14 protein-coding genes and 3 pseudogenes are annotated in these 11,378 nt (G+C 71.3%); 5 read left to right on the top strand and 12 right to left on the bottom strand.

Annotation, left to right across the window (positions count from 1 at the left end; translation table 11 throughout):
• Position 1: 1 nt before the first annotated feature.
• From QWM81_RS27595 to QWM81_RS27620, 6 genes are all read right to left on the bottom strand, one after another.
• The gene (locus tag QWM81_RS27595; RefSeq protein WP_290115131.1) at positions 2-889 is read right to left on the bottom strand and encodes a serine hydrolase domain-containing protein; all 888 of its coding nucleotides are present in this window, start codon (positions 887-889) and stop codon (positions 2-4) included.
• A complete protein-coding gene (locus tag QWM81_RS27600) occupies positions 886-1,380 on the bottom strand; it encodes a hypothetical protein (RefSeq protein ID WP_290115132.1) in 495 nt (164 codons plus the stop codon). Before QWM81_RS27600 ends, QWM81_RS27595 begins: the two co-directional genes overlap by 4 nt.
• 68 nt (positions 1,381-1,448) lie before the next feature.
• The gene (locus QWM81_RS27605) at positions 1,449-2,492 is read right to left on the bottom strand and encodes an HTTM domain-containing protein (RefSeq protein WP_290115133.1); all 1,044 of its coding nucleotides are present in this window, start codon (positions 2,490-2,492) and stop codon (positions 1,449-1,451) included.
• Complete coding sequence (locus QWM81_RS27610) at positions 2,489-3,130, bottom strand: DUF5819 family protein (protein WP_290115134.1); 642 nt, start codon at positions 3,128-3,130, stop codon at positions 2,489-2,491. The genes QWM81_RS27605 and QWM81_RS27610 overlap by 4 nt, the downstream gene beginning before the upstream one ends.
• Positions 3,127-3,447, bottom strand: coding sequence for a hypothetical protein (locus QWM81_RS27615; RefSeq protein WP_290115135.1), 321 nt, complete (start codon positions 3,445-3,447; stop codon positions 3,127-3,129). The genes QWM81_RS27610 and QWM81_RS27615 overlap by 4 nt, the downstream gene beginning before the upstream one ends.
• Before the next feature lie 39 nt (positions 3,448-3,486).
• A complete protein-coding gene (locus QWM81_RS27620; protein WP_290115136.1) occupies positions 3,487-3,750 on the bottom strand; it encodes a hypothetical protein in 264 nt (87 codons plus the stop codon).
• 198 nt (positions 3,751-3,948) lie between these two features.
• Here QWM81_RS27620 and QWM81_RS27625 point away from each other — a divergent pair, with 198 nt between their 5' ends.
• A complete protein-coding gene (locus QWM81_RS27625; RefSeq protein WP_290115137.1) occupies positions 3,949-4,803 on the top strand; it encodes a helix-turn-helix domain-containing protein in 855 nt (284 codons plus the stop codon).
• A complete protein-coding gene (locus QWM81_RS27630) occupies positions 4,763-5,038 on the top strand; it encodes a DUF397 domain-containing protein (protein ID WP_290115139.1) in 276 nt (91 codons plus the stop codon). The genes QWM81_RS27625 and QWM81_RS27630 overlap by 41 nt, the downstream gene beginning before the upstream one ends.
• 11 nt (positions 5,039-5,049) lie before the next feature.
• Here the strand turns inward: QWM81_RS27630 and QWM81_RS27635 are convergent, their stop codons facing one another.
• Positions 5,050-5,985 (bottom strand): nucleoside hydrolase, encoded by a 936-nt coding sequence (locus tag QWM81_RS27635; protein ID WP_290115140.1) that lies wholly within the window; start codon positions 5,983-5,985, stop codon positions 5,050-5,052.
• 175 nt (positions 5,986-6,160) lie between these two features.
• On the opposite strand from QWM81_RS27635, the gene QWM81_RS27640 reads away from it, so the two are divergent.
• Positions 6,161-6,682 (top strand): DUF4232 domain-containing protein, encoded by a 522-nt coding sequence (locus QWM81_RS27640; RefSeq protein WP_290115141.1) that lies wholly within the window; start codon positions 6,161-6,163, stop codon positions 6,680-6,682.
• Positions 6,683-6,776: 94 nt separating this feature from the next.
• On the opposite strand, the gene QWM81_RS27645 is transcribed toward QWM81_RS27640, so the two are convergent.
• Positions 6,777-7,940, bottom strand: a complete 1,164-nt coding sequence (locus QWM81_RS27645) for a D-alanyl-D-alanine carboxypeptidase family protein (RefSeq protein ID WP_290115142.1) — start codon at positions 7,938-7,940, stop codon at positions 6,777-6,779.
• Positions 7,941-8,170: 230 nt separating this feature from the next.
• Between QWM81_RS27645 and QWM81_RS27650 the strand changes: the two genes are divergently transcribed.
• Positions 8,171-8,572 (top strand): SsgA family sporulation/cell division regulator, encoded by a 402-nt coding sequence (locus QWM81_RS27650; RefSeq protein ID WP_290115143.1) that lies wholly within the window; start codon positions 8,171-8,173, stop codon positions 8,570-8,572.
• Between the two features lie 21 nt (positions 8,573-8,593).
• Here QWM81_RS27650 and QWM81_RS27655 read toward each other — a convergent pair.
• The 3 genes and pseudogenes from QWM81_RS27655 to QWM81_RS27665 form a co-directional block, all read right to left on the bottom strand.
• A pseudogene (locus QWM81_RS27655) lies at positions 8,594-8,788 on the bottom strand (hypothetical protein); the annotation flags it as partial.
• A gap of 104 nt (positions 8,789-8,892) precedes the next feature.
• Positions 8,893-9,269 (bottom strand): annotated as a pseudogene (locus QWM81_RS27660) (toxin); the annotation flags it as partial.
• Between the two features lie 30 nt (positions 9,270-9,299).
• Positions 9,300-9,767 carry a hypothetical protein gene (locus QWM81_RS27665; RefSeq protein WP_290115144.1) on the bottom strand — a complete coding sequence of 156 codons (468 nt, stop codon included), beginning with the start codon at positions 9,765-9,767 and terminating at the stop codon, positions 9,300-9,302.
• A gap of 458 nt (positions 9,768-10,225) precedes the next feature.
• Here QWM81_RS27665 and QWM81_RS27670 point away from each other — a divergent pair, with 458 nt between their 5' ends.
• Entirely contained in the window at positions 10,226-11,026 is an 801-nt protein-coding gene (locus QWM81_RS27670) for a VOC family protein (protein WP_290115145.1), read from the top strand.
• A gap of 24 nt (positions 11,027-11,050) precedes the next feature.
• Here the strand turns inward: QWM81_RS27670 and QWM81_RS27675 are convergent.
• Positions 11,051-11,378, bottom strand: a pseudogene (locus tag QWM81_RS27675) (serine/threonine protein kinase); the annotation flags it as partial.

Below are 11,378 nucleotides of genomic sequence, written 5' to 3' on the forward strand. Positions count from 1 at the left end.
TTCATCGGCCTCTCGGTGCTTGTCGGCCCTGCGGGGCCTTCTTCGCCTCGGCGAGCAGCTTCAGCCCGGCCCGGTCCGTGCCGGCGGGCCGGCCGCCGAGCCGGTGCACCACCGCCCAGACGCCGGTGCCGGGAAAGGCACCGGCGAAGACGGAGGCGTCCCGGGTGGCTCCGTTGTGCCAGCGCAGTTCGCCCGCGCTCTGCCAGGACAGCGCGGGCCCGCCCAGCGCCCGGTCCACCAGCAGGCCGGTCACCAGGGCGGCAACGGCCCGGGGGGTGGCCCACAGGCCGCCGGCGGGCAGGATGGGGCCGGTCATGGTCCACGGCGCGCGGGGCCGCCCGAACAGGCCACGCGCGGTCAGAGTCCGGTCGGCGGGCGGCCGGGCCGTGACCTCGGCCACCCCCAGCGGGCCGAGCACGTACTCGCGCAGCAGATCCTCGTACGTGCCGCCGCCCGCCGCCTCCAGGGCGGCGCCGAGCACGGCGTAACCGAGGTTGGAGTATTCCTCGGTGGCCCCGGGCCGCCGCACCGCGATCTCGTCCAGCCGCCGCAGTATCCGGTCGAACTCCTCGGCGCCGAGGGTCGCGTACGGATCGCGCGGATCGGTCGAGGACGGCAGCGGATGCAGCCGGGGAAGGCCCGACGTGTGGTCGGCCAGCTGCCGCAGGGTGATGCCGGAGGTGGCGGGAACGGCCGGGAGCCACCCGGTCAGCCGGTCGTCGGCGTCGAGCCGCCCGGCCTCGGCCAGCCGGGCCAGCAGCGTGCCGGTGAGCACCTTGGTGAAGGAGCCGATCTCGACGTACGCGTCCGGGTCATGGCCGTGCTCGGCGCGCACCAACCCGCCGCCGGTGATCGCGCAGAGCGGCGCGGGGCGCAGCAACCGCCTCATGTGCCGGCCCACTCCCTCAGCAGCGCCTGGCGCTCCGCCGGCTTCGGCGTCGAGCCGTCGGCGTTCCTGCCCCATTCCATGAGGGTCAGCGGGGAAGCGGTGCCGTCGGCGAACCGGGCCAGCAGCTCCTGCGAGAGGGCGGCCTCCTCGGGTTCGTACGCACCGGCGGCGGCCGAGTGGACGGGCAACTCCACGACACCGTCCGCGGTGTCGAGCCGCACGATCATCTCGGGCGGTTCGCCCGTGCCCCCCAGCGCGGCGGTGAGCACCGTCTCCACCGCCAGCGACAGCCGGCGGCGGGACGCGCTGCTCACCGGGGCGCCCTCGACCGTCGCCGAGCGCAGCTCGGCCCACGTCCAGGTACGCGAGCCATCGGGCCCGGCGGCTTCCACGCCCTCACCGGTCAGCCGCACACCACGGCCCTCGGTGCCGGGCGGGGCACCCACGTACACCGCCTCCGCAGTGATCCAGAACAGTCCGACCATCGCCACAGTTGACTCCCGCTCGTGTGTATTACGGCCCGTCCGGGCGGGCGGCACGGCCGCCTGCGCCCGGACGATCAGCCTGCATTCTCGGCAGAGGCCGTCCGCGCCGCCGTTACGGCGGGCTGTTTCGGCCATCCGGCCCGCTGTCCCGCGAGGGACCCGACGCGCTCCCGGAGGCGGTACGCCAGCCGGACGCCCGCGCCGAGCGGCCGGCTCAGGAAGATCAGGTCGCAGGCCACCATCGTCAGGGCGAACCCGGTCAGGCCCATGAAGAAGGCGATCGACAGATGGAACCCGATCGACGCGAGAGCGGCCCAGGGACGCAGCTTCGGCACGAGCACGCCCAGCGGGAAGTAGACCAGGAACAGGGTGGTGGCGTACGTTCCGCCGATCACCAGCAGGTCGTTGTCGTACACCAGGCGGGACCAGCCGGGGAGTTCGAACTCCGGGATGCGCATGATGTAGAAGAGCGCCGTGCCGTCCTGCCACAGCTTGCCCTGCACTTTGTACAGCCCGCTCGTGACGTACACCAGGCAGATCTGCACCGCGATGGCGAGCACACCCAGGTTGTGCAGGGGGTTCTGCGTGGCGCGCAGTCCGCCGGGCAGGCGGTCCTTGACCCGCTCCGCCAGGCCACTGGTCAGGGAGAGCCGGTCGTAGCAGCGGGTCAGCAGCAGCATGGGGATGACGAGATAGGCGAGGTTGTCGCCGCCGTCCAGCAGGAACTGGTCGCGCTGGTAGACCGACCACAGGAACACCCCGTGCAGGGCGAGCACCGGCCGCCCTCCGACACCCAGCGTGACGGCGAGCGCCAGCAGCATGCCGAGGTGGAAGAGGAACTCGAACCAGGCGGTCGAGGTGCTGACCGCGTAGAGGCTGTAGGTGTCCGTCTCCTCCAGGATCGTCAGGAAACGGCTCCAGGACTCGACGCCCGAGGGGCCGAAGAGATAGTGCCGGTCCGCGTACTGCGAGACGTAGAACATGAAGCCGACGAAGCCGAGCAGTGCCCGCGTCCCGGAGACGCCCAGGACGGCGAACGGCGTCGAGCCGAACTGGTCGATCGACGTCAGGGAACGGCTCTTCGAGGCGCGCAGCCGCGCGCGGAGGGAGGTGATCACCGCAGTTCGTCCGCCTTCAGCCAGTCGAAGTCCTGCACCTGCACCGGGTCCTCGCCCGGCTTCACCGGGGCGTCGCGCTTGGACCAGGCCGGCAGTTCGCGCACATACATCCGCACCTGGACGCGCTGGGGGTCACCGCCGCAGGCGTCGGGCATCTGGGTCAGGGAGTAGCGGGCGAGGAAGCGGACCGCGTTGTCCTGCGCCTTCTGCTCCTCCGGCATCAACTGGACCTTGCCCTTCCCGTCCTTGTGCTTCTCCCGCAGCCGGTCGAGCAGCGGGTCGGTCGCGTTGATGGACTGCATGGGCGCCGACACGAGCCGCGACATCCGGGAAGGGAAGAACCTGCTCTCCTGCGCCTTGCGCACATAGGGAGTGGTGACGTCGTGGTAGTCGGTGACCCGCCCGTCCCGGCACTGCGCCCGGGCCAGCACGCCCCGGTCGTCGGCGAGGGGATCGGGCGCGAAAAGCATCCAGTTCTGTACGAAGTAGGGATCCAGGTAGCCCTTCACCTTGTCGAAGTGCCGGACCTTCAAGGGGGTGGCGGGAGCCTGGGAGAAAGCGGCGACAGCGAAATGAAGGCCCAGGAGGGCGGCGCCGCAGAGCAGCACCACCCTCCTGATCACGAGATGACTCGTCACTTGTCGAAGACCTCTTCGACGGACGCCGCGCCCTTGCTGGTGGTGTCCGCCGGGGCGGAACCGAGGCTGGCGATGCGGGCGACGTTGCCGACCTGGCTGCGGATGGCCTGCGTGCCGGCCAGCGCCTTGCCGTGGACGACGGCGGCCTTGGCGACCGAACCGATCCACCTCGGCTTCACGTCGGTCTTCGACTCCACCGTCTGCACGGCCGCGGTGGCCGTCACGGACGGCGCGGCCGCCTGAGCCGGAGCCTGGGTGGCCAGCAGGGCGGCGACGCCGCCGAGAACCACACCGGCACCGGCAATTGCCTTCTTCACTGTTATCTCCCGTTTGTTTTTCTTCTCTGGTCCGTCAGTTCACTGCCATCCGTTGACCGGCTTGCAGAGCCGGTCGAAAGGCGGAGGCGGCTTACGGTCGCCCGAATGCTTCTCACAGAAGTGTTCGAGCGCCCGCCCCACCAGGCCGTGCGAAGAGTGCTCGCGCTCTGTCATCGACAGCGACGACCGCTGCTCCGCGGCGGCACCGGCCACACCTGTCGATCCCCAGACGATGACGGCGGAGACGGCCAGGACGACGATGGACCTGACACGAACCGCATGACGCCGGGACTGCGCGTTCACTTGTTCCCCCTTGACCTGCCGGGTCGTTCTGACGAGGAAGACGATGCCACCGCAACAGCAGCGTCGGGCCGGACGCGCATGTCAGCTTCCTGCACCGGACGCGGCACTTCCTGCCGCGCCCGCCATCTTCTGGCGAGAAGTGGCCAGTTGAGTGATTCAGGTCACCTGTACGCGGTCGGGCGATTACCCTCAGCCACCATGACGACGCACAACATCCGCGACCTGGACCCGAGCGCGTCCCCGCTGGACTACTACGGCGCGGAGCTGCGCCGCCTGCGGGAGGCGGCGAACATGAGCCAGAAGCAGCTCGGGGACTGCATCTTCGTCACCGGCTCGCTCGTCGGCATGATCGAGCTGGCGAGGCGGGTACCGACACGGGAGTTCTCGGAACGCGTGGACGCGGCGCTCATGACGGGAGGGATACTGACGCGGCTGCATGGGCTGGTGATGCGGCACCAACTGCCCCACTGGTTCCAGCCGTACGCGGAGATGGAAGCGCGGGCGACGTACATCTCGACCTTCCAGACGCAAGTCGTGTACGGCTTGCTCCAGACCGAGGCGTACGCCCGGGCGCTGCTGGAAGTCGATCACGCTGACAAGGTGGACGAGATGGTGGCCGCCCGGCTCGACCGCCAGCGCATCCTGGAGCGCCAACAGCCGCCGGTGCTCTGTGTGGTGCTGGATGAGGCCCTCCTGCTCCGAGAAATCGGCAGCCGCGAGGTCATGCGCGACCAACTCGCGCACCTGCTGAACTTCCGCGAGAGGCAGTGGGTGCAGATTCAGGTGCTGCCGCTCTCGGTAGGTCAACACGCGGGGACGATCGGTGCCTTCAACCTCCTACGCTTTGACGGTGACCCCGACCTCTTCTACGCGGACGGTTACGACTGCCCGCACATGAGTGCCAATTCCGACCTGATCAGGAAGCGTTCGCTGGGCTACGCTCGCTTGCAGGCCGCCGGACTCTCTCCCGAGGACTCGGCGGCACTGATCGCGCGCGTAATGGAGGAACGCTATGGGCACCAGCCAGGACCTGACGGGCGCACAGTGGCGTAAGTCGAGCTACAGCAGCACCAACGGCGGCGACTGCATCGAGTGCGCACCCCTCGGCACCGCCGCCTGGCGTAAGTCCTCGTACAGCGGCGGCACCGGCGGTGATTGTGTGGAGGTCGCAGACCTCACCGCGCACGTCGCCGTACGCGACTCGAAGCGGTCCGAAGGCCCCGCCTTCACCGTGACGCCGAAGGCCTTCGCCGCGTTCGTCGGGGCGGCGGCGGAGGGCGCCGTCTAAGGGGTACGTCGTCACCCGAGCGTGCGTACCGCGTCGATGATCAGGTCCCAGAAGGCGGGGGCGTTGACGGCGGTGCCGACGCGGGCGTTGGCGGGGCGGCCGGTGACGCCGTCGAGGTCGACGACCGTGGCGCCGCGCGTGTGGGTGCCGGTCAGTTCGATGGCGACCGGGGCGTGGACCAGCGTGATCAGGTCCGGGTCGATGAGGTGCGCGACGGTCAGCGGGTCGTGCAGGGGCGGGGCCTCGAAGCCGAACACCTCGCGGTAGGTGGTGCCGAAGTACGTCAGGAGGTCGGTGCACAGCCGCGACAGGGGCGTGCCGAGGGCTTCCAGGCGGGCGAGGACATCGGCGGTGGCCGGGACCTGGTGGCTGACGTTCAGCCCGATCATGGTGACGTCCAGGCCGCTGGAGAACACGATGTCGGCGGCCTCGGGGTCGGCGAGGATGTTGAACTCGGCGGCCGGGTGGCGGTTTCCGCGCCCGGTGGAGCCGCCCATCAGCACGATCCGCTCGACCCGCTCGGCGGCCAGGGACGGGTGGGCGAGCAGGAACGCGGCGATGTTGCTGAGCGGGCCGGTCGGTACGAGGGTGACGGGCTCCGGGTGGGCCAGCAGCGTTTCGCGGATGAGCGTGATGGCGTCGCGCGGGTCGAGCGGGACGGTCGGTTCGCCGAAGCCGGGGCCGTCGAGCCCGGAGTCGCCGTGGATGTTCCCGGCCACGATGCCCGCGCCGTGCAGCGGCCGGGCGCGCCCGGCGGCGATCGGTACGCCCTCGATCCCGGCGACGGTGCACACACGGCGGGCGTTGAGGGTGGTCTTCCGGACGGTGGCGTTCCCGGCGACGGTGGTGATGGCGAGCAGGTGGATGGCCGGGTGGGCGGCGGCCAGCATGATGTTGAAGGCGTCGTCGTGCCCGGGGTCGCAGTCCAGGATCACAGGGATGGGCATGACGGTCTCCTCCATCGGCTCGCGCGGCTTGTTCGTGCGCCGGGCCTACGCTCCCGCGTCCGGGCCGCCATGTCACGGGCGACCGACCGGTAGCGGCGGTTACGCCGTGCCGGGCGCGGGCACCCGGATGGACATGACATGTCGAGGCCCACGTCCACTGATCCTGGCCGCGTTCGTGGGCGCCCTGAGCGGGGCGCTCCTGGCCGGGTGCGGCGCTCAGGTCGGCGGGACGGACAAGGGCGCGCCCCCCGCCTCGTACGAGACTCCCCCGCGCACCGAACCGGCCGCCGCGTCCGCGCGCTGCACCGCCGACCGGCTGGATCTGGCCCTCGGGCGGGCCGAGCCGGGCGCGGGCGACATCCACCTGCCGCTCCTGCTGACCAACACCGGGACCGCGCCCTGCACCCTCAAGGGCCACCCCGGCGTCTCCCTGCTCACGGCATCCGGCGAGCCGATCGGCCCGCCCGCCACCCGCCAGGCCGGGCCGCGCCCCACGGCGGTGGTGCTCGCCCCGGGCGAGACCGGCGTCGCCACCCTGCACACGGTCGCCAAGGGCGTCTCCGACCGGCCCTGCCGCCCACCCGCCTCGCGCATCACGGTGTACGCCCCGGGTGAGACGGCGGCGCTCAGCACCCCGGCCCGGTCCTTCCAGGTATGCGGCGAGGTCTTCGAGGTGAGCGCGGTCGTCCCGAACTGAACGGGGCATACACCGGTCCGGTAGGGACCGCCTCGGGGCCGTGCGGTCCGTACGCGCCCGCTACCGCGCGCTCGACCTGGACCCGCCGACGCGGTCAACCGGCCGTCCGGCGGCGGACCAGCCAGAGCGTGGCCGCCGCCAGGCAGGACGAGCCGACGAAGGTCAGGGGGAGGAAGAGCCCGGGGCCGCCGTCCGTGTGCGGCGCGGCGGCCGTGGTGACGGGGGACGGGGAGGCCCGGCGCGGCGGTGCGGCGGGGGCCGCCGCGCCGACCGGGGCGGCGGGGGCGCGCGGGGGGAGCAGCGAGCCGACCGGCGGGACACGGGGCGCCGCCGCGAATCCCCAGTCGAGCAGCTGCCTGGCCTCCTCGTAGACCGCGTACGGACCGCCCCGGCGCGGGTTCATCACCGAGACGACCAGCGTGCGCGGGCCCCTGCGGGCGGCGGCGATCAGGGTGTGGCCGGCGTTGCTGGTGTAGCCGTTCTTGATCCCGAGGATCCCCGGGTAGCGGCCGACCCCGTCGGCGCCGGTCAGCAGCCGGTTGGTGTTGCGGATGCCGAAGGTCCACCGCCCGGCGGGGAACCGGGCGTACGGCGTGCCGGCGTAGCGGGCGAAGTCCGGGTTCGCCAGCCCGGCCCGGCCGAAGACCGCCAGGTCGTACGCGGACGAGACCTGGCCGGGCGCGTCGTACCCGTCCGGGGACACCACCCGGGTGTCGCGGGCGCCCAGCGCCAGGGCGGTGGCCTGCATCTCGCGGACGGTCGCCTCCCAGCCTCCGTTGAGGCCCGCGAGGACGCGTACGGCGTCGTTGCCGGAGCCGAGGAAGACCCCGCGCCACAGGTCGGCGATCCGGTAGGTGACCTCGGGGCGTACGCCCACCATGCTGCTGCCCTCCCCGATGCCCCGCAGCTCGTGTTCGCTGACCGTGTGCTGTCGCGCGGCGGACAGGTCGGGCAGCGCGGCCAGCGCGAACAGCGCCTTGAGCGTGGAGGCGGGCGGCAGGCGCCGGTGCGCGTCGTGAGCGGCGAGGACGTCGCCGGTACGGGCGTCGGCGACCAGCCACGACCGGGCCGACAGCCGGGGCGGGGCCTTCACCCCGCGCGGCAGCCGGACCTGCGTACCGGGGCGGTGCAGGAGCGCCGGGGCGGCGACCGCGGGCACCGGCGGCGGCATGGGCTCGACGGGCCGGGGGGCGGCGGCCGCGACGGGGGACGCGGACACCACCAGCAGCAGGACGGCAGCGAGAGAACTGACGATCATTCAGCCACCGTATGAACGGGGCCTGCCGCCCGCTTGCGGTGTGCGGCCGACCGGAGTACCGGCAGCACCCCCAGGCAGGTGCGGACGAGCCATACGAAGAGCGGGCATAGGCCATATGCGGCACATCCCACGCGTCCCGCCCAGCCTCCCGTGCCCCCCGCATTTCTGCTGGTTCCCGGGGCACTGGAAAGGGGGTTCCGTCACCAGCCAGCACCCCCTGGAGGAACGACATGGACGCGGTCCTGCGCGACAAGATCTTCATGCGGCTGCTCTCGCCGGACGGCCATGAGATCCCCGTACTGGCCCACCTCACCTACGACCCGAGCGATCCGTACGCGGTCACGGTGGGCTTCACACACGGCGGCTTCGTGTACGCCGAGTGGCGCTTGGACCGCGACATGCTGCGGGAGGGGATGCGGCAGCCGTTGGGCGAGGGTGACGTCCGCGTGTGGCCGTACCTCAACGGCACCCGTGAGGAACTCCGTATCGAGCTGCTGCACACCGCCCTGTTCACGGTGTGGGTGCCGTCGCTGTGGCGTTTCCTGGAGCGGACGTACAAGGCGGTGCCGGCGGGCGAGGAGCGCCTGGAGGAGCTGGACGCGTTCCTGGCGGAGCTGCTGGCCGCCGGCTGAGCCACGCGCCCGTACCAGGGGTCAGAGCAGCCAGAACCCCGCCGCCGTCGCCGCGCCCAGCGACGCACCGGCGACCGTCTGCGCCACCGTGTGGTACCGCAGCGCCACCCGTGACCAGCACACGGCGACGGTCATCGCGTACGCCGCCAGCCACCAGGGCGAGTGCACCACCGAGAGCAGCGCCACCACGGCCGAGGCGACCGCCGAGTCCACCGACTGGTCGGGGAAGGCGGCCATCAGCTCGCGCCACAGCGGATGCAGCCTCGCCTGCGCCCGCCACAGCCTCACGCGCCGCCACCCCTTGCTGAGCGCCGGGATGGACGCGCCTGGACGGTGGCGCCCGAGTCGAGCACCCGGGAGATCAGCGAGGTGTCGAACACGGTCAGGAGGCGGCGCAGTTGGGCGGCGTCGAGCGTCGTACCGTGGTCGAACCACTCGTGGCACAGCTCGTGCAGGATGACGTGCTGCGTCTGGTACGCGGTGGGCCGGCGGCGGTACAGGACGACGCTGGTGCCGCCCGACGTGAGGCGCAGCCCGCAGGCGGCGTTGACCCGGGCCAGGTGGTCGGGCAGTTCGCGCAGCACGATGGTGCGGCCCCGGGCGGCCTCCATGTTGGCGACCAGGCCTCGATGCTGAAGGGCGCGGGGATGGGCAGGTCGGCGAGACCGGCTTCGCACTCTCTCCGCAGCTGGCGCATGGGCCTCTTGACTCGTGATGATCAGCGAGTTCACCGGCCGGGTTCCGCGCCGCCGGGGTCCGTCCGGAGGCCCTTGGGCTCCTTGTTCCCCTTGTTCTCCTCCAGGAGGGAGAGGGCGTACCGGAGGAGTTCGGCGGGAAGCCCGTCGTCGTCATTGCCACGGGCGGCGACGCCGCTGATGTCCCCGGTGCGCCGTCTCGCGAGGAATTGCAGGCCCGCGACGACATCGTCGACGATTTCCGATTCATCCTTGAAGAAGCGCCAGTCGACGCCGAAGCCGAGGCCGAGCGCCTTGAGGATGTCCTCGGAGGGGTGGGTGACCTTGCCGGCGAGGATGTTGGAGAAATAGCTGTGCGAGAGGGAGCCGCCGCGCTGTTTGACCAGGTCGGCGAAGACCCGGCCGGAGACCTTCTGACCCGGGAAGGTCTTCTCGACCATGTACTCGACCTTCTGCCGCAACGTCCGCAGTTCGGGCGTGCGCTCTTCGGCGTTGTCCATCCGGTCCCCACGTTGCGCGATGTTCGAGTCGGTCAACGGGCTCGTACTGTAATCGACACAGAACGTTGGCGTCTTTGCATCAGCGACAAAGGGAGCATCCCGCGCCGGCGTCAGGAACAGACTTGCGCAAGCACTCTACGTCACTGTTAACTCGAAAAAACACGGGCAGGGGGTCACGAGGGGAGTCCCTTGCCCGTGTGCCGCACGGCCGTTGGCGTGTACGGACAGGGGTGTAGCCCACCGCGACGGGGGATGCACGATGGGCTACGTTCGCATTATGACACCTCGTCAACCGGTTCGGCGAGCGGACCGGGGTAGGGCTCGTTAGCGTGGCAAACGTGAGAAACGTGAGAACTGCGTGACAAGCGTGAGAAGTGCGGAAAAGGTGCGAAACCGGACCGCGACCGCGACCGCGACCGCGACCACGACCGCGTAACGAGTGCGAAAGAGACGAGACCATGGCTGGACTACCCGAGGGCATGCCCTGCTGGGCGGACGCGATGTTCACCGACGTGGAGGGCGCGAAGAGTTTCTACGGTGACGTGCTGGGCTGGACCTTCGGCGAGGCGTCGTCGGAGTTCGGCGACTACACGGAGGCGTACGCCGACGGCAAGGCGGTCGCGGCGGTCGTGCCGCCGATGCCCGGCGCCGAGGACCAGTCGGCGTGGTGCCTGTACCTCGCCTCCCCCGACGTGGCGGCCACCGCGCGGAAGATCCGCGAGAACGGCGGCGAACTGCTGATGGAGCCGATGCAGGTCGGCGACTTCGGGTCCATGGCGCTGGCCCGTGACCCCAGCGGCGTCGTCTTCGGCCTGTGGCAGGCGGGCGCCCACGAGGGGTTCCAGGCGAAGGCGGTGCCCGGGGCGTACTGCTGGGCCGAGATCTTCACCCGGGAACCGGAGAAGGCGGACGCCTTCTTCCCCGCCGTCTTCCCCTACCGGGCGAAGACGATGGAGACCCCAGATGAGGTCGACTTCAGGGTCTTCAGCCTGGGGGAGGACCCGGTCCTCGGCCGGATGAGAATGACGGACGAATTCCCGCCCGAAGTCCCCCCGTACATGAATGTGTACTTCACCGTCGACAACTGCGACGCGGCGGTGGCCAAGGCCACCGAGCGCGGCGGTGTGCTGCGCTTCGGCCCGATGAGCAGCCCGTTCGGCCGGTTCGCCGCGCTGAGCGACCCGCAGGGCGCCCTGTTCTCGGTCATCGACATCACGACCACCGAGGGCGAGATGCCCCAGCTGTCCGACGCGCCGTAAGGGCCGCACTCCCCCGCGCGGGGGTCATTGCCCGCCGGCGGCGCTCGGGGTGACCGCGACTTCCATCCGGGGCGTCTCGGCGGAACTGCTGTCGGGCGAAAACAGCGCCATGCCGATCAGTACGGCGGCGAAGAAGGCCACGGTCCCGGCGATGGCGCTCGCCACGCGGGGCCGCCGCCTGACGAACTCCCGGGCGCTGCCGCCGCGCGGGGCGGTGGGCAGGGAGCGGCGGCCCCGGCCCTGTCGCGGGGTGGTCGGCAGCATGTACGTGGTCGCGGAGGCGGGAGGCGCCGGTACGGGAAGCGCCGCGGGGGCGGCGGCCGGCGCGGAGCCGCGGGCGCGGCCGGGAGCG

Source organism: Streptomyces ficellus, assembly GCF_030406405.1.
Lineage (GTDB): Bacteria > Actinomycetota > Actinomycetes > Streptomycetales > Streptomycetaceae > Streptomyces > Streptomyces ficellus_B.